Origin of the sequence: Pseudomonas segetis (assembly GCF_900188155.1) — a bacterium.
In the GTDB taxonomy this organism is placed as follows: domain Bacteria; phylum Pseudomonadota; class Gammaproteobacteria; order Pseudomonadales; family Pseudomonadaceae; genus Aquipseudomonas; species Aquipseudomonas segetis.
Genome location: NZ_FZOG01000002.1, coordinates 501,542 through 520,868, shown reverse-complemented (window position 1 = coordinate 520,868; position 19,327 = coordinate 501,542). Strand labels below are relative to the sequence as shown.

At 56.2% G+C, this 19,327-nt stretch carries 21 protein-coding genes and 1 riboswitch; of the genes, 13 read left to right on the top strand and 8 right to left on the bottom strand.

Annotated features, from left to right (window positions below; genetic code table 11):
* Positions 1-200 precede the first annotated feature (200 nt).
* Genes CHB79_RS08255 through CHB79_RS08245 form a run of 3 tightly spaced genes read left to right on the top strand, consistent with a single transcriptional unit; the run spans position 201 to position 1,472 of the window.
* Positions 201-575 (top strand): tetratricopeptide repeat protein, encoded by a 375-nt coding sequence (locus CHB79_RS08255; RefSeq protein ID WP_010486301.1) that lies wholly within the window; start codon positions 201-203, stop codon positions 573-575.
* A gap of 59 nt (positions 576-634) precedes the next feature.
* Positions 635-1,057 (top strand): DUF4124 domain-containing protein, encoded by a 423-nt coding sequence (locus tag CHB79_RS08250; protein WP_089359533.1) that lies wholly within the window; start codon positions 635-637, stop codon positions 1,055-1,057.
* A 58-nt stretch (positions 1,058-1,115) separates the two neighbouring features.
* Positions 1,116-1,472, top strand: a complete 357-nt coding sequence (locus CHB79_RS08245) for a PilZ domain-containing protein (protein WP_010486305.1) — start codon at positions 1,116-1,118, stop codon at positions 1,470-1,472.
* Between the two features lie 137 nt (positions 1,473-1,609).
* Here the strand turns inward: CHB79_RS08245 and mqo are convergent, their stop codons facing one another.
* Positions 1,610-3,127, bottom strand: coding sequence for a malate dehydrogenase (quinone) (gene mqo, locus CHB79_RS08240; protein ID WP_010486306.1), 1,518 nt, complete (start codon positions 3,125-3,127; stop codon positions 1,610-1,612).
* A 466-nt stretch (positions 3,128-3,593) separates the two neighbouring features.
* Positions 3,594-3,827, bottom strand: a complete 234-nt coding sequence (locus CHB79_RS08235) for a hypothetical protein (RefSeq protein WP_010486308.1) — start codon at positions 3,825-3,827, stop codon at positions 3,594-3,596.
* Between the two features lie 293 nt (positions 3,828-4,120).
* Here CHB79_RS08235 and CHB79_RS08230 point away from each other — a divergent pair, with 293 nt between their 5' ends.
* Entirely contained in the window at positions 4,121-4,705 is a 585-nt protein-coding gene (locus tag CHB79_RS08230) for a YajG family lipoprotein (RefSeq protein ID WP_010486310.1), read from the top strand.
* Positions 4,706-4,803: 98 nt separating this feature from the next.
* Here CHB79_RS08230 and CHB79_RS08225 read toward each other — a convergent pair whose 3' ends face one another.
* Positions 4,804-5,010: a hypothetical protein gene (locus CHB79_RS08225; protein WP_010486314.1), complete on the bottom strand. Its 207-nt coding sequence runs from the start codon at positions 5,008-5,010 to the stop codon at positions 4,804-4,806.
* Positions 5,011-5,390: 380 nt separating this feature from the next.
* On the opposite strand from CHB79_RS08225, the gene CHB79_RS08220 reads away from it, so the two are divergent.
* Positions 5,391-5,675, top strand: a complete 285-nt coding sequence (locus CHB79_RS08220) for a hypothetical protein (protein ID WP_010486316.1) — start codon at positions 5,391-5,393, stop codon at positions 5,673-5,675.
* Between the two features lie 160 nt (positions 5,676-5,835).
* Here CHB79_RS08220 and CHB79_RS08215 read toward each other — a convergent pair whose 3' ends face one another.
* Positions 5,836-6,999: a 1-acyl-sn-glycerol-3-phosphate acyltransferase gene (locus CHB79_RS08215; RefSeq protein ID WP_029529462.1), complete on the bottom strand. Its 1,164-nt coding sequence runs from the start codon at positions 6,997-6,999 to the stop codon at positions 5,836-5,838.
* A 154-nt stretch (positions 7,000-7,153) separates the two neighbouring features.
* On the opposite strand from CHB79_RS08215, the gene CHB79_RS08210 reads away from it, so the two are divergent.
* From CHB79_RS08210 to CHB79_RS08190, 5 genes are all read left to right on the top strand, one after another.
* Positions 7,154-7,336, top strand: coding sequence for a CPXCG motif-containing cysteine-rich protein (locus tag CHB79_RS08210; protein ID WP_010486319.1), 183 nt, complete (start codon positions 7,154-7,156; stop codon positions 7,334-7,336).
* Positions 7,336-7,596 carry a putative signal transducing protein gene (locus CHB79_RS08205; protein WP_010486321.1) on the top strand — a complete coding sequence of 87 codons (261 nt, stop codon included), beginning with the start codon at positions 7,336-7,338 and terminating at the stop codon, positions 7,594-7,596. Before CHB79_RS08210 ends, CHB79_RS08205 begins: the two co-directional genes overlap by 1 nt.
* Positions 7,597-7,663: 67 nt before the next feature.
* Complete coding sequence (locus CHB79_RS08200) at positions 7,664-8,281, top strand: SOS response-associated peptidase (RefSeq protein WP_089359532.1); 618 nt, start codon at positions 7,664-7,666, stop codon at positions 8,279-8,281.
* Positions 8,282-8,374: 93 nt separating this feature from the next.
* Complete coding sequence (locus tag CHB79_RS08195) at positions 8,375-9,190, top strand: M48 family metallopeptidase (protein ID WP_089359531.1); 816 nt, start codon at positions 8,375-8,377, stop codon at positions 9,188-9,190.
* A gap of 67 nt (positions 9,191-9,257) precedes the next feature.
* Entirely contained in the window at positions 9,258-10,247 is a 990-nt protein-coding gene (locus tag CHB79_RS08190; RefSeq protein ID WP_089359530.1) for an NAD-dependent epimerase/dehydratase family protein, read from the top strand.
* 65 nt (positions 10,248-10,312) lie between these two features.
* On the opposite strand, the gene CHB79_RS08185 is transcribed toward CHB79_RS08190, so the two are convergent.
* From CHB79_RS08185 to CHB79_RS08175, 3 genes are all read right to left on the bottom strand, one after another.
* Positions 10,313-10,897, bottom strand: coding sequence for a TMEM165/GDT1 family protein (locus tag CHB79_RS08185; RefSeq protein ID WP_089359529.1), 585 nt, complete (start codon positions 10,895-10,897; stop codon positions 10,313-10,315).
* A gap of 14 nt (positions 10,898-10,911) precedes the next feature.
* Positions 10,912-11,108, bottom strand: a riboswitch (yybP-ykoY riboswitch).
* Positions 11,109-11,274: 166 nt separating this feature from the next.
* Complete coding sequence (locus tag CHB79_RS08180) at positions 11,275-12,273, bottom strand: methyltransferase (RefSeq protein WP_089359528.1); 999 nt, start codon at positions 12,271-12,273, stop codon at positions 11,275-11,277.
* A gap of 30 nt (positions 12,274-12,303) precedes the next feature.
* Positions 12,304-13,269, bottom strand: coding sequence for a 2-hydroxyacid dehydrogenase (locus tag CHB79_RS08175; RefSeq protein WP_089359527.1), 966 nt, complete (start codon positions 13,267-13,269; stop codon positions 12,304-12,306).
* 76 nt (positions 13,270-13,345) lie between these two features.
* Here CHB79_RS08175 and CHB79_RS08170 point away from each other — a divergent pair, with 76 nt between their 5' ends.
* Positions 13,346-13,975 carry a LysE family translocator gene (locus CHB79_RS08170; protein WP_089359526.1) on the top strand — a complete coding sequence of 210 codons (630 nt, stop codon included), beginning with the start codon at positions 13,346-13,348 and terminating at the stop codon, positions 13,973-13,975.
* Positions 13,976-14,094: 119 nt separating this feature from the next.
* Here CHB79_RS08170 and CHB79_RS08165 read toward each other — a convergent pair whose 3' ends face one another.
* Positions 14,095-15,270, bottom strand: coding sequence for an acetyl-CoA C-acyltransferase (locus CHB79_RS08165; protein ID WP_010486336.1), 1,176 nt, complete (start codon positions 15,268-15,270; stop codon positions 14,095-14,097).
* Between the two features lie 193 nt (positions 15,271-15,463).
* Here CHB79_RS08165 and CHB79_RS08160 point away from each other — a divergent pair, with 193 nt between their 5' ends.
* Together CHB79_RS08160 and CHB79_RS08155 are read left to right on the top strand one after the other, a co-directional pair.
* Positions 15,464-17,146, top strand: coding sequence for a fatty acid--CoA ligase (locus CHB79_RS08160; RefSeq protein ID WP_089359525.1), 1,683 nt, complete (start codon positions 15,464-15,466; stop codon positions 17,144-17,146).
* Positions 17,147-17,376: 230 nt separating this feature from the next.
* Positions 17,377-19,308, top strand: a complete 1,932-nt coding sequence (locus CHB79_RS08155) for a DUF1302 domain-containing protein (RefSeq protein ID WP_010486340.1) — start codon at positions 17,377-17,379, stop codon at positions 19,306-19,308.
* The last annotated feature ends 19 nt before the right edge of the window (positions 19,309-19,327 follow it).

Genomic DNA, 19,327 nt, shown 5'->3' with positions numbered 1-19,327 from the left:
AAACCGGGCATGTTATTGCCCGCCATGACGGGCTTAGTAGCACCCAATACCGCCAGTGCTACCTTGCCTATTTCCAGCCAAGGCAAGGGTTCTCGCGATAAGAGTTTAGGCCTTTTAGGTTGCAGCTAATGTTCGTCAGCGCTTTGTGCTGAAGCTTTTTGCGAGCGTGCCGATAGCCTCTTCATTGAAGGAGAGAATATATGCGAACCCTATTGTTGATCGCACTGCTGATCGCCGTGTCGGGCTGTACGCGCTGGGCGCTTGATCGCCATCTGAACAGTGCCTATCAGGCCTATGACAAAGGCAATTGTGAGGCGGTGATGCTGGAATTGTCCCAGGCGGAGCGGTATAGCCGTTCCAGGCGCTATATACAGCCGGAGATCTCATTGCTGCGTGGGCAGTGTCTCGAGCGTCAGAACCTGTTTGTCGATGCCGCGCAGACCTATCAATTCATAATCAGTCGCTATCCGGCTAGCGAGTATGCATATCGTGCGCAAGCCCGGTTGCAAACGCTGAGTGAGCTGGGGCATAAAGTCACGCCGGCCAGGCTGAAAACAACTGGTACTTCGCTCTAGTGAAGGGAGCCGCATGCGCTCGGTTGGCAAGGTTCTCAATTTGCTGCGGTGAGGAATGTATGCGGTTGTTTGTATGGCTGTTGCTGTTGCCGGGATTGGCAACTGCAGAGATTTATCGATGGACCGACGCTAATGGCCAGGTGCATTTTGACCAGAGGCCAGTCGGGCAGGGCGCCGAGGTTGTCGAGGTCAAGCCGCAGGTCATCGAGCGTGACCAGGCCACCCGCAACAGTGAGCAGCGCTCTGAGCGATTTTATGATGCGCGCCGCCAGGAACAGGCCGAGGCAAACGCGGCTTCTGCCCAACGGCGCAATGAGCGGGCTGCGAAATGCCAGGCGTTACGCAATAACCTGGCGCAAATGCCGGAAGGTCGTCGTTATTACCGGGTTGAGGCTAATGGCGAGCGAACGTACTACAGTGATGAGCAACTGGATAAGGCGCGCGCACAATTGCGCAAACAGATAGCCAGTGATTGTCAATGAGCTGGTCTAAATACCCAAGTGCAGCCATACTAACTGACAAAAATAGCGATATGCCATCATGCCAATGCAGCGACACATTGAGCGCCACCAACTACCTTACTACTTGAAGGTATACAATCGCGTCACTGATAAACCTATGGGGTATATAGGCAACGTATCGGTTGACGGCATGTTACTGGTCAGTCAACTACCGATGCTGGTGGGTGGTCGCTTTGACATGCGGATCAAGATTCCGGGCCAGTCGGCACAATGCTTTATCGACTTTACTGCGACCTGCCAATGGTCCCGCGAGGATGTGACGCCAGGTTGCTATGACTCGGGGTTTTCCCTGGTTGCACCACCCACCGAGTACATCGAGATGGTTGAAGCACTTCGCGTCTACTTCAGCTTTCACCCGCTTTCGGCGTCTGCCTGAATCACTATCACACAAGCCACACAACTGCTCTGAGCCTTGCACACAGCTAAGGGTGGCTCGCAGTTCGCCACCCTGCAAGCATAGCCTGCAGGGTGTCGGGATGGCGCGTGCCGCCGTTGCCGGCGGCCTTGATGCAGTTAGCTTAACTCGGCCTGGGCCATTTCTGGCTCGGTGAGTTGCAGAAGTCGGTCGCAGCGCGCCTGGACCTCGCGGTAGCGCTCGGCATCTGTCGCCAGCACATCACTCATTGCCGGGAAGATGGTGTTGAGCTTGTTGCTCCACTGCTCGGACTTGGCCTGCTCAGGGAAACAGCGACGGATGAGATCAAGCATGATCGAAACCGTCACCGATGCGCCTGGTGAGGCACCCAGAAGGGCCGCCAGAGAGCCATCAGCCGCAGCCACGAGTTCAGTACCAAATTGCAGGATACCGCCACGCTTGGGGTCTTTCTTGATGATCTGCACACGCTGGCCGGCAACTTCGAGGCGCCAGTCAGCCGGGTTCAGTTCAGGGTAGAAGCCGCGCAGGGTTTCAATGCGTTTCTCTTCCGACTGCAGCACTTCCTTGATCAGGTAGCGGGTCAGGTCGAAGTTATCGCGGGCAACGGCGAGCATCGGGCCGATGTTGTTTGGCCGTACCGACAGCGGCAGGTCCATCAACGAGCCATGACGCAGGAATTTGGTCGAGAAACCTGCGTAGGGTCCGAACAGCAGGGATTTCTTGCCATCGACAACGCGGGTGTCCAGGTGAGGCACTGACATTGGCGGGGAGCCAACCGCTGCCTGGCTGTAGACCTTGGCTTGATGGTGCTTGACCACTTCAGGGTTGTCGCAGCGCAGCCATTGGCCGCTGACCGGGAAACCGCCAAAGCCTTCACCTTCAGGAATGCCTGATTTCTGCAGCAATGGCAGAGCCGCGCCGCCTGCGCCCAGGAAGACGAACTTGCTCTGTAGCTGGCGGGTGCTGCCATCCTTGGTGTGCTTGATGGTTACGCGCCAGCCATCACCGCTACGCTCAAGCCCGGTGACTTTCTGGTTGCACTTGATCAGCGCATCAGGCTGCTTGCTCAGGTGGTCGAGCAGATGCTTGGTCAAAGCCCCGAAGTTGACGTCGGTACCGGCCATCACACGGGTGGCTGCATTGCGCTCGTTCGGGTCGCGGCCAGGCATCATCAGCGGCATCCACTGTGCCATGGTTTCGCGATCTTCGGTGTATTCCATCTGCTCGAAGGCGTGATGCTTGCTCAACGCTTCGAAGCGGGTCTTGAGAAATGCAATACCCTTCTCGCCGCGCACGAAACTCAAGTGCGGCACCGGATTGATAAAGCTTTTCGGAGAGCCAAGGCTGCCTTGCTCAAGCAGGTAGGCCCAGAATTGCTTGGATTCCTCGAATTGAGTATTGATGGTGACCGATTTTTTGATGTCGATCGAACCATCCGCCGCCTCAGGCGTGTAGTTCAGTTCACACAGCCCAGCGTGGCCGGTGCCTGCGTTGTTCCAGGGATTGGAGCTTTCAACGGCTCCGGAGTCCATCAGTTCAACAATTTCAAGCTTGATGCTCGGGTCGAGTTCTTTCAAAAGCACGGCCAAGGTCGCACTCATGATACCGGCACCGACAAGCACCATATCTACTGCTTCGTAATCGTTTTGCGCCATTACCACTTCTCCAAAATCAGCACCCAAATCTCGGCTTATAGCCTTCGCGTGAAACTTCGCAGGTCAGCTGTAGCCGAGGTCTCCGCTGGCTTGGGGTTGAGTGATAACAGAGCGTTTACCATACGCAATGCTGTTCATATTCTCGCCACACTCTTGTGAAGTTGTTAAAACCGTTTTTTTCACGCTCTTTTGGAGTCGTGAACCTCAAAAGTTCGCGCCGCTGTTTGGCATATGTCAGCCGTTGGCTCAACCGATGCGGCACAAGATGCCAGCATTGTTGCACGACCAAGCAATTGATTGCAGCCAAAGCAGGGTGCGAAGTGGGCGACTCTCTGGGGCATTGCCGATGGCTTGTGCATCAGCGGGACGGCGAGGCCGATCAGGAGGCGTCCTTATAATCGGGGCGCGATTATAAGGCGAAAGCGGAAAAATTGATCGTCTCGTGTGACTTTTATTCTTCCGCCGGTCAGGCAGCCAACGGTTTTTTGCGATTTGAGTATGTGACGACCGGTGCGATTCTGGCGTATGGCGGCAATGGTTGATTGAGCCAGTTGAGGTGTAGCTCGGCAATCTCAACCCAGCCAACGCCAGACGGGGCCTGGGTTGACTGCCTGAAGGCTCGGCACAGGCCATAGCTATCGAGCAGCGCAAAGGTACGGACTGGGCGGTGTGGTGCGAACAGCGAACGCAATAATGACATGGCTAATACCTCGCTTTCACAAAGACTAAGGTTCCTCGGAAAACTGCTGTGGTGGCTATCACTGGGACAGTTCATGCCAGGCGACCGTGGATGATGGTCGTAGAGGCTTGTACCAGTAGCGCTTGTTGCGCCTTCTGAAGACCTTGAAGGTTTTATCCCACAAGCGCATTACAAGGCGATTACAGGAACCGGTGGTGGCCTTTTGCAGTCTTAGTGCTTGACGCTGTTAGCGCCCCCGCTGGCTGGGTATACTGCCGGCAACTTTTTGCGTCTCAAATTAGGGAGAAACGAGCATGCTGCACCGCCTGTTTATTGGTCTGTTAGCTGTAGCGAGCCTGACATTGGCTGGCTGCGCACTCAGCCCTCAACAACTTAATCCCGATCCTAAGCTGACCGGCCCGCTGACAGCCGTTGGTCGCGGCCAGCCGGTTGTGGTCCGTGTGGTTGATGGTCGGCCGTCCCCGGTGCTGGGTACGCGTGGTGGCTTGTACCCGGAAACCAGTTCGATCTCCGTTTCGTCCAACAGCATAGTTCCCAAGCTCCAGGCCCAGGCTGAGGCCGCCGTGCGCCTGCTTGGCTTCACACCAACGGCCAATGCCGTCAATGCACCGACCCTGACCCTGACCCTGGCTGATCTGAAGTTCCAGTCGCCCAAGGACAACATGTTCGTCAATGAGTCTGACATCAGTGCAACCATTCGTGCTGAAGTGCAGAACAGCACCCGTCGCTACACCGGGCGTTACGGCGCTTCGCTGAACCAGCGTTCCGGAACTGCGCCGAATCAGGAAACCAACACCAAGTTGGTCAGCGATGTACTGAGCGATGCGCTGACGCGCAGTTTCAAAGATCCGACTATTGGCCAGATCCTGGCTCAGTAGGCATGGAAACCTCTGCAAATCGTTGTGCTAGAGGTTCTTGGTCGAGTAACAGCAAAAAGCCCGCATTCGCGGGCTTTTTGCTGGGTGTTTAACCGTTTTCATGCGGCGTCGTCATAGAGTTCGGGCAGGCTGAAGCCTGTGTGCATGTCGATATCGGGCAGGTCGTAATGTTCATGACCGCCCATTGAGCAGTACACCAGCCAGTGATTGTCCTGGACGTTGAAAGAAAGCTCGTCGATCACATCGTCCACTTCGTCCAGCGATTCGATCATGTAATCGTGGTCAACAGGTTGTGGGTTGAGCATGACAGTTTCCTCTTCTCTAACCTAGGAGGCGCGCCGCGCAGTATTGCGTGAGTGCGTAGCATGGAGGATTCAAACATTAGGCCAGTTATATGACGATTTTCAGACAGCTTTGATCTGAAATTTTCATTCGTCGGAAGTGAATCATCTAAGCGACGGGTTCGCGTAAACTGCAGCGCTTTATTGCGGGCCTTTCAGGGCATCGAGGGCTTTGATGCCGATGTTCAAGCCCCGCTGAAACAGGGCTGCAGGCAGTTCGATCCAATGGTCTCAAGCGTAAATGGCGTGACCTGGTCCAGGCTTTTTCGGCAGTTTCGGGGTGATTTGTCCCCTTGCTGGTGCAGGCGATTGCAAGTTGCACCAACTTAGATGTGGAGATGTGGATGTTCTTGCAGGCGTTATGGTCGTTGTTTTTGGCATATCCAGGGCGAACGCTTAATAGCTTGGCGTTGTTCTTTGCCCTGGCTGGCGCTGCGTTGCTACTCATGACCCGTTTCCGTGAGCAGCGTGCGTTGGCGCGTATGGCCGGCTGCGATGCAGAGGAGCAAGCTGATGGTGCGGCAATGATTGAGCTGCCGACCCAGCGTTTGAATCCGTTTTTTTACAGCTTCGCCAGTGCGGCGCTGGTGCTCGGCTTGCTTTTGTCCGAGTTGAGCACACGATTTTAGGACATCTCTGAAAACAACCGCGCGGGCCAATGTTGATCCATCCCGTTGCTTGTCGTGCCTTGTCCGGTTTTCGTGAGCTCGCTATTCAAGGGGCTCCTTTGGTGTTTCCAGAGTCAAAAAGGCAGCCATCAGGCTGCCTTTTTTGATTAAGCGCACTGGCTTATAAGGCCAGCCCCGCCTTGACCCGGTATTGGTTGCGTACCGGGTTGGCGTATTGCAGGATCAGGTACGGCTGCTGTTCAGCCGGGCAAGCGGCCAAGCGCTTTTGCCACTGCTCTTTGGCAGTATCAAGCTCATCCTTGCCGAACAGTTCAGCAGCTGTCGGCACCTCTAGTTGTGGGTCACGTTGGGCCCACATTTCGTAAGCCAGGTAGTGGACCGGGAACAAGCGGTAGTCGCCGAGGATGCATTGATCCATTTTTAGCGCCAGTTGCTTGCTGTCTTCGCACTCGTCTTCTATCGGCTTGCCAAAGTGGATATGCACGCGACCTTTGTAGCCTGTGATGCCCAGTGCGATGCTCAGGTCATCTTCGCCCGCGGCCTTTTCATAGCTGCCGGTGGTTGCGCGGATATACAACTCGCGTGCTTTCGCCAGATCGCAGGGGTCGTATTCATAGCTGATCGATACCGGGGTCAGCTTCAGTGAGCGGATCACGTCACCGAACGGCTCGGTTTTGCGACTCATATGAAACATCTTGAGGATTGCCGAGTCAGTTCTGTCGTCACCGTCCTTGGCACGGCCTTCGGCCTGGGCGATCCAGATCGATTCGCAGTCATTGACAATCGAGTGGCTGATATAGGCCGAGAGCAATTGGTAGGCTGCCATTTTCTCGCGGCGGCCACTGATCGTGCGGTGCACGATAAAACTCTTATTGAGGCGCATCAGGTCGCTGACGAAAGGCTTTTGCAGCAGGTTGTCGCCAATCGCGATTCGTGGTGTCGGCAGGCCTGCGTGGTATACGGCGTAGTTGACGAACGCCGGATCCATGACGATGTCGCGGTGGTTGGCAAGCAGTAAATAGGCACTGCCGCGCTTGAGCCCTTCAACACCTGAATAGGTGACGCCGTCGGTGGCATCTTCAATCGAGCGGTCGACATAGGGCTCAACTTTGTCCTGCAGCGCAGAGACAGAATTGACGCCAATAAACTCTTTGCGCAGCCGATAGGCTATAAGTGGTTTAAGCAACCAACCGAATGACTTGGCCAAGCGCGGGAAACGGAACTGGGTGAGGATGCCGAGAAATACGTCGTCCGCAAGCAAGCGCGCCAGAACGGCGGGAACTTCTGCGTCGGCGTAGGGCCGTATGGAATCGAATTCGCCCATCATGATCTCATGTGATTAGCTGGCAACCTGCTGCCAGGCTTTGAAGTAAAGGTCCTGCAAGTACTGCGAATCTGCATCGAGGCGCATATCAACAGTAAGTGCATGGGCTTGCAATAGACCCGCCATTATACGCTCAAGTCACAAGGAGGCTTAGATGCTCGAAAGTCAGATGTATCAATGCCCGTATTGCGGTGAGACCGTTGAGGCCTTGCTCGACCTGTCCGCGGGGGATCAACAGTATATTGAAGACTGCGAAGTGTGTTGTCGGCCGATTGTCTTTGACCTCTCGACTAATGGCGAGGACTGGACATTGGACGTCAGAGGGGAGAATGACTGATGCAACGGATCTATGAACCGCAGGACCTGATCGAGGCTGAGCTGTTGCTCGGCATGCTCGCCAGCGAAGGGATCGAAGCCTTTATTTCAGGGCAACACCTGGCCGGGGCTGTTGGCGAGTTGCCAGCCAGCGGTTTGCTCGGGCTGATGGTCAATGACCGGCAAGCCGGGAAGGCACGCGAGCTGATCACTGCGTACAATGGCGCACAACCGCTACCGGGTGATGAGCCCGAGAGTTATCTGGGCGAACTGGTCTGTTAGAGAAGCTCGTCAAACCCGGCATGCCATGCGCAGCATTGCATGCCCTGCTGCTCAATTGAGTCAAACCATGTGTGGACGTTATGCCTTTTTCCGTTGGTCGCCGGCGTTTTCCGGGTTGCCCGGTTTTCCATCGGACCAACAACCACATTGGAGTATTTCGCCCAACTCCCAAGTGCTTTTGCTGCATCGTGAAGCCGGCGAGTCAAGGCTTAGTCGCGTGCGTTGGGGCCTGACCCCAGCCTGGTTGACCGATCTCAGTAAAACGCCTGCCCAGGCGCGTGCCGAAACCGTCGCCGACCAGCCGATGTTTCGTGATGCATTTCGTCAACGTCGAGGATTGCTGCCCGCCAATGGGTTTTACGAATGGCGTGGTACCACTCGCAAGCGTCCATACTGGCTGGCGGGTGATGCGCCGACCTTGTATTTCGCTGCACTTTGGGAGGCGTATCCAGTCGATGGGGCAGTTTATCTAAGCGCTGCTGTGATTACCCAGGCTGCGGCCAACCAGCGTCGACCACTGATTTTGAATGAGGCCCAGCAGCAACTCTGGCTTGATGAACAGACGCCCCTGGATGTGCTGTTGGACATACTCAACAGCCCGCAACCGCAATTGCGTGAGCGGGTCCTGGCGAATCTGGTCAATGATCCAAAGCTCGATGCCCCCGAATGCCTGACCCCGGCGTAATTGCGCTGCAACCGCTGCCTGCCTGATGTTTTTACAGTTGCTCGGCGGCGCGGTGCGGCCTAGCATATCGGCCTTACTCAAAGGAGATTCAGGATGAAGAAGTCGTTGTCCGTAACGGCGCTCGCTGCGGCCCTGCTGCTGGCAGGATGCCAAGCTGTGAACACCACCAGCGGTGGTGCCGTGGGCGTCGATCGCAAGCAGTACATGTTCAGCATGCTCTCGAGCGAGGAAGTCAATCAGTCTTACGCACAGACCTATAAAGAGACAGTGACTGCAGCTTCAAGCAAGGGCAAGCTGGAAAAGAACACTGCCGATGCCAAGCGCTTGCAAGCCATCGCCAATCGTTTGATCAAGCAAGCGCCGAACTTTCGCCCTGACTCTGCGCAGTGGCAATGGGAAGTCAACTTGATCGATAGCCCAGAACTGAACGCGAATTGCGGCCCAGGCGGCAAGATTATTTTCTACAGTGGCCTGATCGAAACATTAAAGCTGAGCGACGACGAAATTGCTGCTGTCATGGGCCATGAAATTGCCCATGCCCTGCGTGAGCACGGGCGTGAAGCCATGTCCAAGGCCTACGGCATAGAGATCGCCAAGCAGGGGGCAGGTGCATTACTGGGGCTGAGCCAGGATGTCATGGGGCTTACCGACTACGCCGTGCAATATGGCATGACGCTGCCCAATAGCCGTTCAAATGAAAACGAAGCGGACTTGATTGGTCTGGAACTGGCCGCGCGGGCCGGTTACGACCCGAACGCAGCCGTCAGCCTGTGGAACAAGATGGCCAAGGCCAGTGAGGGCGCTCCACCGGAGTTCATGAGTACTCACCCTTCATCAGATAGCCGTATTGCCTCGCTGAAGGCTGCTATTCCGAAGGTTATGCCGCTGTATCAGCAGGCCAAGCACTAACCCAGTGAGGTAAATTGCCCTGCGAGCGCTTAGCTTCTCAGGGCTTTCTATCGGCGAAGGTGATGTTGTGAAGTACGCAGTCATTGGCTCTACAGGTTTACTGGGCCACCACGCCGCACGAGCCATTCGTGCGGCTGGGCATGAGTTGGTGCTGATTCATCGGCCGTCATCACGTATCGAGCGACTTGCCTATCTGAACCCCGAATATCGAGTTGCCGATCTGTTTGATCATGAGGCACTGGCTCAGGCGTTAAGGGGCATTGACGGCGTCATCTTTAGTGCGGGCTATTATCCGACTCGGCCCAGGCGCTGGCAGGACGACGTATCGAGCGCACTCGACCTCAACAGTCACTTCTATGCGGCGTGCCTGGCTGCCGAGGTGCCACGTATTGTCTACACGGGCGCGGCAATCGCCTTGCCGCGTCATCCTCAGGGTGAGCCTGGACATGAGGGCTTGTTCTACTCATCCATGCCGAGCTGGCGCAACGGCTATCTACTGAGTAAATGGGCGCTTGATGAACAAGCCCGTGAGCAGGCTCGCAGCGGACTGCCGGTGATAACGGCGATTCCGGCCATGACCTTGGGCGAATACGATTATGGTCCAAGCACGGGCCGCATGATCACCGCCATCGCCAAGGGGCAAATGACGCGCTATGTGCAAGGTGCGCGCAATGTGATCGATGCGGCCGAGGCTGGGCGCGGGCTTTTGCTGGCGCTGGAGAAGGGGCGCTTTGGCGAGCGTTATCTGTTGACCGGCGAAAACATCATGCTGTCCGAGCTCAGCGCGAAAATTGCCCGGCAATTGGACGTACCGGAACCCAAGCCTGTGTCGTTGAGAGTTGTGCGGGTTATTGCTGCCTTGGGGCGCGTTGGATATCGGCTGACGGGTAGGCTGCCGTTACTCAATGACACCACAATCGCGGTGATGGCTGGGGGACAGTTTCTCGATGGCACCAAGGCCCGTGAAGAGCTGGGTTTTGTCGCCGAGCAGTCACTGGATAAGACGTTGCTGCGCGCTATCCAGTGGTTTCGAGACAATGGCTATATCGATAAATAACTGCGCTGGTTCAGGTGGTGCGGCTGGCTGTCTTCGGTAGCTGCACCACCCGGATCTATTGCGATTTATAGATAGCCGCTGAGTTTCAGTGCCTGGTAGGCCGCGTACAGCGCCAGAACCGCAAAGGCGCTTGCCGCCAGGCGACGAATCAAGGTCAGAGGCAGGCGTTCAGCGGCAAAGTTACCCACCAATACCACGGGTACGTTAGCCACCAACATGCCCAATGTGGTGCCGATCACCACCAGGATCAAATGAGGGTACTGCGCTGCCAGCATCACGGTCGCGACTTGGGTCTTGTCACCCATTTCGGCCAGGAAAAAAGCGATCAGGGTCGTCAGGAAAGGACCATAGCGCTTGAGGCTAGAGGCTTCGTCGTCATCGAGCTTGTCCGGCACCAGGGTCCACAAGGCTACGGCGATAAACGAGATGGTAAGCACCCAACTGAGCGTCGCGGGGGAGAAAAGCCCGGCCACCCAGTTGCCTACGGCTCCGGCGACAAAGTGATTGGCCAGGGTGGCGACTATGATGCCTGCGATAATTGGCCAGGGTTTACGAAAACGTGCCGCCAGCAATAGCGCGAGCAGTTGTGTCTTATCGCCGATTTCAGCCAGGGCGACGATCAGGGTAGGTACGGTTAGGGATTCAAGCATCAAGCTTCCTAAGGGGCGGGTCAAAACGGCTATGACACGTACGACCTCCCCGCCCCGGGTAAGGTGTGCGTGTCATAGGTCTTGTCAAACCGCTGGCCGCTTGGGCCTGGGTCGCACTCGCCATGGCCTGTTGGCCAAGTATGTTGACGAGCGCCGGGCAAACGCGCTGCTGGGCAGGGCTTGCGGGAGACTACTCCCCTAGGACGGCGGGGATTCTGCCAGAGAAGGATGTGAAAAACAACGGCGCCTGCCGAAGCACTGCTAAAGACGCTTATGGGACCTATCGGTTTGGCGTGCCCGACTTTAGCGGAGCTGTTTCTGTCGCTCGTAAAGCCGATTCACAACTGGCAATGGATGGGCCTCGGGGAGGCCGCGCGTCATTTTTTTCGTGCGTCGTAGATACGAAACCCCTTGGCTTCATCCAGGATTGTGCAAGCGCCCAGGTGTTGTTCGATCAGGGGTGGGTACTTCAGGAAACTGTTCGCGACCAGGCGTAGCTGACCATTGGCGTCAAGGTGTCTGGCAGCCTGGCGCAGCAGGTTTTCACTGGCCTGGTAATGGGTGTGCACACCTTGGTGAAATGGCGGATTACTGAGGATGGTGCTCAACCCAAGGGGGGCGGCATCGATTCCGTCGCCGCAAATAACCTCGGCCTCCAGGTTGTTGTGCGCCAGGGTCAGGCGGCTACTGGCAACGGCAAAGGCATCGACATCCAGCATGCTGATCCGGCTGTCTGGATAACGGCGTTTCAGGGCTGAGCCGAGTACCCCGGCGCCACAGCCAAAATCGAGCATATGCCCCGGTTGCAGGCCATCCAGGTGTTGGAGTAGCAACTGGCTGCCCACATCCAGGCGGCCGTGGCTGAACACGCCGGGCAAGCTGACGACTGTTAATGGGCCATCTGCCAGTTGCAGGCTGTAGTACTGCGCCAGTGCCTCCAGGTCGGGGGCGGGTGGCACGTTATCGACTCGGACTTGCCAGAGCTGGCAATGACGCGCGCTGTCGAGTTTTCGTGGTTTGCCGAACGCCGCCATTTGCTTGGCTGCGCGTTCAATGCCGGCACGCTTTTCGCCGACCAGAAATAAATCGCCGCCAGCCAGTTGAGCCGCCAGGGCACTGAGCAGGTATTCGGTTAGGTCACGGGATTTGGGCAGGAACAGCACCGCTGCTGGTGCTGCTACTGGCGCAGGGGTGACGCCAAAGTGATTGCGCCCGGCAAAACGTGATTCAAGCAAACCATGGTCACCTGCGTGCCAACTCCAACTCCGGGCATTGGGTAAATGCCCGAGCAGGTCATCGCTGGGCAGTCCCGCCAAGAGCAGTGGGCCAGCAAACAATTGTGCCTGTCGCAGCAATACTTCACTTCGCGGGTCCATGGTCGCTCCTCGGTGTAAAAGGCGCGCAGCTTAGCTGACTACGCGTCGCGCTGCACCGCTGAAAAATGCCTGAGCATTTTCTGCCATCTGTACCACGATACGCTGGCGTGCCTCTATGCTGCCCCAGGCGCTGTGCGGGGTGATAATCAGGCGTGGAATGTCTCCTGCCAGTAATGGGTTATCGCCGCTGGGCGGCTCCTGGGTCAGGACATCGGTGGCCGCGCCACCCAGGTGACCGCTGCGCAAGGTGTCAGCCAGGGCTTGTTCATTGATCAGGCCGCCACGTGCGGTGTTGATGATATAAGCGGTTGGCTTCATCAATTTGAGTTGTTCGGCGCCGAGCATGTTTTCAGTATCGGCATTGAGCGGGCAGTGCAGGGTCAGCGCATCAACCTGGGGCAGCAGTTCGGCCAGTGGCAGGCGATCAGGGCGGGCCGGGCGACCAGGAATCTGCCCAATCAGAATACGCATGCCAAAGGCCTCTGCCAGTTTGGCCACGGCACCGCCCAGTTCGCCGTGGCCGAGTACGCCAAGGGTCTTGCCTTCGAGTTCGACGATCGGATAGTCCAGCAGGCAGAACTGTGAAGATTTCTGCCACAGGCCTGCCGCAACATCGCGTTGATAGTCGGGAAGTCGAGTCGCCATGGCCAGTAAGAGCATCAGGGCGTGTTGCGCGACTGAAGGCGTGCCGTAGCCTTGGCAGTTGCACACGGTGACTCCGTGCTCGCGCGCGGCCTTCAGGTCGACGTTATTGGTACCGGTGGCAGAGATCAGAATTAACTTGAGGTCAGGGCAGGCAGCCAATGTTTCAGCGTTGATGACGGTCTTGTTGATGATGGCGACCTGGGCACCCTGCAAGCGTTCAATGATCTGTTGCGGCGTAGTGCGATCATGCACGCGGAGCTCGCCAAAGGCCTGTTGCAAAGGCGCCATATCGAGGTCACCGAGGTCAAGAGAACTGTGGTCGAGAAATACTGCGAGGTGACTGTTGCTCATCAGCTATACCTTTATCTGGCGGGTGGAAAGGGCGTAGTCTTGCGAGATTAACAGACTCATGGGAACTAAGACTGCCATGTATTGGGCCGAGTTTTTTACCGTAGCACTGATTCATCTACTGGCCGTTGCCAGCCCGGGGCCGGATTTTGCAATTGTTGTGCGCGAGAGCGTTGGCTTTGGGCGGCGAGCAGGGATTTACACTGCCTTGGGTGTGGGCGTTGGTATTTTTGTCCACGTAGCTTATTCATTGCTCGGCATTGGCCTGATCGTATCGCAATCGATCGTACTCTTTAACGCCTTGAAGTGGCTGGCGGCAGCTTATCTGCTGTATATCGGCATCAAGGCACTGCGTGCTAAACCGGCAGATCCGGCGAGCCTCGATCTGGATAAACCGGCTGGTGAGCGCAGCGCGCGCGGTGCCTTCGTAACAGGGTTTGTGACCAACGGACTCAACCCGAAAGCCACCTTGTTCTTCCTGTCGCTGTTTACCGTCGTGATCAACCCGCATACACCGCTGCTGGTGCAGGCTGGCTACGGCGTGTACCTGGCGGCTGCAACTGCATTATGGTTCTGTTTGGTGGCCATGCTTTTCAGCCAGCAGCTTGTGCGGGCCGGCTTCGCCCGATTGGGGCACTGGTTTGACCGCCTGATGGGCGTGGTTCTGGTGGGCCTGGGAATCAAGCTGGCGTTTACTTCGCTGCGCTAGGTGCTAGCCAGCCCAGCTGAGAGGCTGGTTGCACAGGCGTATTGGCCTGTTGCGGACAGTTGGATTGCGTTTATTGCCAGGTAGACAGCACAGCACTGTCCACCTGGCTGCGATTGGGGTTACAGCAGTTCAACCGCAACAGCCGTGGCCTCGCCACCACCAATACAGAGTGCCGCAACGCCACGCTTGCCGCCCGTGTTCTTCAGTGCATTGATCAGTGTCAGGATAATCCGCGAACCGGTAGAACCCACGGGATGGCCCTGGGCGCAAGCACCGCCATAGATATTGACCTTGGCGTGATCGAGATTGTGTTCACGCATTGCCAGCATGGTGACCATGGCAAAGGCTTCGTTGATCTCAAACAGGTCAACCTGATCCTTGGTCCAGCCGGTTTTATTGAACAGGTTGGTCATTGCACCAACCGGCGCCAGGGTGAACTCGCTTGGCGCTTGGCTTTGCGTGGCATGGCCGACGATTTTAGCCAGCGGCTTGAGGCCACGCCCGGCTGCTTCTTCCGCCGTCATCATGACCAGTGCAGAGGCTCCGTCGGAGATGGAACTGGCATTGGCGGCGGTGATGGTGCCGTCTTTTCTGAATGCAGGACGCAGGCCGGGGATCTTATCCAGGTTGGCGTTATGCGGCTGCTCATCATCTTTTACCACGATATCGCCTTTGCGGCTGCTGACGGTCACCGGGACTATTTCTGCATCGAGCGAGCCATTATTGATGGCCGCCTGGGCGCGCTTGAGCGACTCAATGGCGTAGGCATCCATTTCTTCACGGGTAATGGCGTGGGTATCTGCGGTTTCCTGGGCAAAAGAACCCATCAGCCGGCCCGTGGTTGCATCTTCCAGTCCATCGAGGAACATATGGTCCTTGATCTCCCCGTGGCCCATGCGCAAGCCGTTGCGGGCTTTTTCAAGGACATAGGGTGCGTTGGACATGCTCTCCATTCCGCCAGCGACCATGACTTTATTCGTACCCGCTTTGAGCAAGTCATGGGCGAGCATCACTGCCTTCATGCCCGAGCCACAGAGCTTGTTGATAGTGGTGCAGCCGGTTGCACTCGGCAGCCCGGCATTCAACGATGCTTGGCGGGCAGGGCCTTGCTTGAGACCGGCAGGGAGCACGCAACCCATGATCACTTCTTCCACATCGGCCGGGGCAATGCCCGCACGGTTGACCGCTTCACGAATAGCGGTTGCGCCAAGTTCGACCGCACTAATACTCGCCAGGCTGCCCTGAAAGCCGCCCATTGGGGTGCGAGCGCCGCTCACGATAACGATGTCAGGCATGGTGGTTACCTCTAATGTAAGAACTGCAAGCTGTTTCGGTGACTAATAGTGACCGGTTTGTGGAAGGATTGTATCCGGTGACCAATATCGACCAAAGAGTCACGTCGCAAATCATTCTTTTGGCTGATTTGCTGCCAGCAGCAGGTATCTAGAGTCGTATCAACTTTAACGACCGACTGTAGACAGGTGCCAAATGTTGCAAACCCGGATAATTCCCCCCGCGGCTAACGCTCATCAATCGCCGTTATTGATCAAGCGCTTGTTGCTTTCAGGCGGTCGCTATGAGAAGACCCGAGAAATCGTTTATCGCGACAAGTTTCGCTACGACTACAAGACACTCAACGAACGTATCGCACGCCTTGCCAATGTGCTGAGCGAGGCCGGGGTCAAGGCCGGTGATACGGTCGCGGTGATGGATTGGGACAGCCATCGTTACCTGGAATGCATGTTTGCGGTGCCGATGATCGGGGCTGTACTGCATACCATTAATATCCGCCTGTCCGCCGAGCAAATCCTCTACACCATGAACCACGCCGAGGATAAGTTTGTTCTGGTCAATACCGAGTTCGTCGAGCTTTATAACGGCCTGGCAAGTCAGCTCACTACGGTTGAAAAGACGCTGTTGCTGACGGATACCGAGACTAAAACCTCCAATCTTCCTGGTTGTGTCGGTGAATACGAGCAATTGCTCGCCAACGCCAGCGCGCATTACGATTTTGCCGACTTTGATGAAAACTCGGTGGCGACCACCTTCTATACGACGGGCACCACGGGGAATCCAAAAGGGGTGTACTTCACCCACCGCCAACTGGTGCTGCACACCCTGGCATTGGGCACCACGGTTGGCTCCCTCGACAGTATCCGCCTGCTCGGTAACAGTGATGTGTACATGCCCATCACCCCGATGTTTCACGTACACGCATGGGGTATTCCCTATGTGGCGACCATGCTCGGGATCAAGCAGGTTTACCCAGGTCGTTACGAACCTGAGTTGTTGTGCAAGTTGATTCGTGAGGAAAAGGTCACCTTCTCCCACTGTGTTCCGACCATTTTGCAAATGCTGCTCAACAGTCCTGGCGCCAAGGGCCATGATTTTGGCGGTATGAAGATGATCATCGGCGGCAGTTCGCTCAATCGCGCGGTCTATGATGCTGCCAAAGCGACAGGTATCCAGTTGACTGCTGCATACGGTATGTCGGAGACCTGCCCGCTGATTTCCTGCGGCTATCTCAATGCCGAATTGCAAGCGGGCAGCGAAGACGAGCGCATCACCTACCGTATCAAGGCCGGCGTTCCAGTGCCCATGGTGGAAGCGGTCATCATGGATGGCGCAGGCAAGATTCTCCCATCTGATGGCGAAACCCAGGGCGAGCTGGTGTTGCGCTCACCCTGGCTGACCCAAGGTTATTTCCGTGAGCCGGAGAAGGGGGAGGAGTTGTGGGAGCACGGCTGGATGCACACCGGGGACGTTGCCACTATCGATGGCATGGGGGTTATTGATATCCGCGACCGCATCAAGGATGTGATTAAAACCGGCGGCGAGTGGTTGTCTTCACTGGCGCTAGAAGACCTCATCAGCCGCTGTAGCGCAGTGCGTGAAGTGGCCGTGGTGGGCGTGGCTGATCCGCAGTGGGGAGAGCGGCCCTTTGCATTGTTGGTGTTGCATGAAGGCCAGCAGTTGGATGCCAAGGGGCTCAAGGAACATCTCAAACCCTATGTTGAGCAAGGCCACATAAATAAGTGGGCAATCCCAACGCAAATTGCGCTTGTTACTGAAATTCCCAAGACCAGTGTCGGCAAGCTGGATAAGAAACGAATTCGCGTGGATATCGCTCAATGGCAGGAGGCCGGAAGTGAGTTTTTGTCGACGCTTTAGCCAGTGTCAGTCGAAGGATTGAATGTGACTGATCAGTCAAACAAGCGTTTGGCTTGCTAATTGCTGTTTTACAGCCATTCTTGCTCTGACGGCACATTGTCATGGACATTGAAACCGTTGAGCCAGAGTGGTTGCTGATCTACAAATCACACTTTCGAGGGATCTATCCGTACTACCTGCTGGATATAGTCGAGCCATAAATAAAAATAAAACACCATGGAGTTGTGTCGATGACAATAAAAATAAGTCCACAGTGGCGTTTGGCGAAATTGCCTTTGGCAGTCGGCCTCGCCTCTACTCTTGCAACACCTGCATTTGGTGTGACCTTCAACATCGGTGAAATTGAGGGTCAATTCGACTCATCACTTTCCGTGGGTGCCAGTTGGTCTACCGAAAGCCCTGACAAAGACCTGATCGGCGTCAATAACGGCGGTCGGGGCCTCTCGCAAACCTCTGACGATTCGCGTCTTAACTTCAAGAGCGGCGAGACATTCTCGAAGATATTCAAGGGTATTCACGACCTTGAATTGAAGTATGGCGATACCGGCGTATTCGTGCGTGGCAAGTATTGGTATGACTTCGAACTGAAGGATGAAGACCGTCTATTCAAAGACATCGACGATCACAACCGTAAAACCGCGGCGCAGGCATCGGGTGCTGAAATCCTCGACGCCTTCGTTTATCACAACTATGCCATCGGCAATCAGCCGGGCACCGTGCGTTTGGGTAAGCAGGTGGTCAGCTGGGGTGAAAGTACCTTCATCCAGAACTCGATCAACTCGATCAACCCGGTTGACGTTTCCGCTTTCCGACGCCCAGGTGCGGAGATCAAGGAAGGCCTGATCCCCGTCAATATGTTCTACGTTTCCCAGAGTCTGACCGACAACCTCTCGATGGAGGCGTTCTATCAGCTGGAGTGGGACCAGACTGTTGTCGATAACTGCGGCACCTTCTTTTCCCAGCCTGACGTAGTCGCCGATGGTTGTGATCAAAACCTGGCCGTGCTCTCCAATGACCCGGCTGCGGTCAATCTGATCAACAGCATCCTCGGTGGTGCTGGCTTGGGCGTCACTCCATCGCCTTGGGATGAAGGCCTCGTTGTGAAGCGTGATGGCGACCGTGACGCCAGGGACAGTGGCCAGTTCGGTGTGGCGTTCCGTTACTTCGCCGACCAGCTCGACACCGAGTTCGGCGCTTATTTCATGAACTACCACAGCCGTCTGCCGATTTTCAGTGGCAAGGGGGCTTCGGTAGACGCAACCAATACTATCAACTCGGTGGCAACTGGCGCTGCTGGCTTGGTCGGGGCCTCAACTGCTGCACGCCTGGCGGCAGCCGCCACTGCGGGCAACGGTAGCTACTACATCGAATACCCTGAAGATATTCGCCTGTATGGCTTGAGCTTCTCGACCACCTTGCCTACCGGTACCGCCTGGAGTGGTGAAGTGAGCTACCGGCCGAATGCGCCCGTTCAGCTTAATACCACCGATATCCTGTATGCCGGCTTGAACCCGATCAGCATTGGCGGCAACGCGGTATACGACAACGCTTCGTTGCTGGACGGTCAGGCAGGCCAGGACTTGTCAGGTTATCGCCGTAAAGAAATCACCCAACTGCAAACCACCTTCACTCACTTTATCGATCAGGTGATGGGCGCTAGCCGACTCACCTTGGTGGGTGAAATTGGCTGGACCCATGTAGGCGGTCTTGAAAGCACTAGTGACGTCCGCTATGGCCGTGACCCTGTCTTCGGTCCAGGTGCTTTGCCGGGCCAGATTGGTGGCGCTCCGTCTTGTGAGGCACTGAACGCTGGTACTTTGGGCAGCCCGACTGCCAAGAACGTCAGCCGTTATTGCAACAACGATGGTTTCACCACTGCTGATTCCTGGGGTTATCGTGCTCGGGCAATCTGGGAATACCCGGACGCCATGGCAGGGGTCAACCTCAAGCCAAGCGTTTCCTGGTCGCATGACGTTGATGGTTATTCCCCAGGCCCTGGCGCCAACTTCGAAGAGGGCCGCAAAGGTATAAGCCTGGGACTTGATGCCGAGTACCAGAACACCTACACCGCAAGCCTGTCGTATACCAACTTCTTCGGCGGCGACTACAGCACTCAGTCGGATCGCGACTTTGCTGCGCTTAGTTTCGGTATGAACTTCTAAGGCATCCAGATTTAAAGGA

What these genes read in the sequence shown, in the direction of transcription:
- CHB79_RS08255 (WP_010486301.1), top strand. Translation starts at nt 201, where the DNA reads ATGCGAACCCTATTGTTGATCGCACTGCTGATCGCCGTGTCGGGCTGT.
- CHB79_RS08250 (WP_089359533.1), top strand. Translation starts at nt 635, where the DNA reads ATGCGGTTGTTTGTATGGCTGTTGCTGTTGCCGGGATTGGCAACTGCA.
- CHB79_RS08245 (WP_010486305.1), top strand. Translation starts at nt 1,116, where the DNA reads ATGCCAATGCAGCGACACATTGAGCGCCACCAACTACCTTACTACTTG.
- mqo (WP_010486306.1), bottom strand. Translation starts at nt 3,127, where the DNA reads ATGGCGCAAAACGATTACGAAGCAGTAGATATGGTGCTTGTCGGTGCC.
- CHB79_RS08235 (WP_010486308.1), bottom strand. Translation starts at nt 3,827, where the DNA reads ATGTCATTATTGCGTTCGCTGTTCGCACCACACCGCCCAGTCCGTACC.
- CHB79_RS08230 (WP_010486310.1), top strand. Translation starts at nt 4,121, where the DNA reads ATGCTGCACCGCCTGTTTATTGGTCTGTTAGCTGTAGCGAGCCTGACA.
- CHB79_RS08225 (WP_010486314.1), bottom strand. Translation starts at nt 5,010, where the DNA reads ATGCTCAACCCACAACCTGTTGACCACGATTACATGATCGAATCGCTG.
- CHB79_RS08220 (WP_010486316.1), top strand. Translation starts at nt 5,391, where the DNA reads ATGTTCTTGCAGGCGTTATGGTCGTTGTTTTTGGCATATCCAGGGCGA.
- CHB79_RS08215 (WP_029529462.1), bottom strand. Translation starts at nt 6,999, where the DNA reads ATGGGCGAATTCGATTCCATACGGCCCTACGCCGACGCAGAAGTTCCC.
- CHB79_RS08210 (WP_010486319.1), top strand. Translation starts at nt 7,154, where the DNA reads ATGCTCGAAAGTCAGATGTATCAATGCCCGTATTGCGGTGAGACCGTT.
- CHB79_RS08205 (WP_010486321.1), top strand. Translation starts at nt 7,336, where the DNA reads ATGCAACGGATCTATGAACCGCAGGACCTGATCGAGGCTGAGCTGTTG.
- CHB79_RS08200 (WP_089359532.1), top strand. Translation starts at nt 7,664, where the DNA reads ATGTGTGGACGTTATGCCTTTTTCCGTTGGTCGCCGGCGTTTTCCGGG.
- CHB79_RS08195 (WP_089359531.1), top strand. Translation starts at nt 8,375, where the DNA reads ATGAAGAAGTCGTTGTCCGTAACGGCGCTCGCTGCGGCCCTGCTGCTG.
- CHB79_RS08185 (WP_089359529.1), bottom strand. Translation starts at nt 10,897, where the DNA reads ATGCTTGAATCCCTAACCGTACCTACCCTGATCGTCGCCCTGGCTGAA.
- CHB79_RS08180 (WP_089359528.1), bottom strand. Translation starts at nt 12,273, where the DNA reads ATGGACCCGCGAAGTGAAGTATTGCTGCGACAGGCACAATTGTTTGCT.
- CHB79_RS08175 (WP_089359527.1), bottom strand. Translation starts at nt 13,269, where the DNA reads ATGAGCAACAGTCACCTCGCAGTATTTCTCGACCACAGTTCTCTTGAC.
- CHB79_RS08170 (WP_089359526.1), top strand. Translation starts at nt 13,346, where the DNA reads ATGTATTGGGCCGAGTTTTTTACCGTAGCACTGATTCATCTACTGGCC.
- CHB79_RS08165 (WP_010486336.1), bottom strand. Translation starts at nt 15,270, where the DNA reads ATGCCTGACATCGTTATCGTGAGCGGCGCTCGCACCCCAATGGGCGGC.
- CHB79_RS08160 (WP_089359525.1), top strand. Translation starts at nt 15,464, where the DNA reads ATGTTGCAAACCCGGATAATTCCCCCCGCGGCTAACGCTCATCAATCG.
- CHB79_RS08155 (WP_010486340.1), top strand. Translation starts at nt 17,377, where the DNA reads ATGACAATAAAAATAAGTCCACAGTGGCGTTTGGCGAAATTGCCTTTG.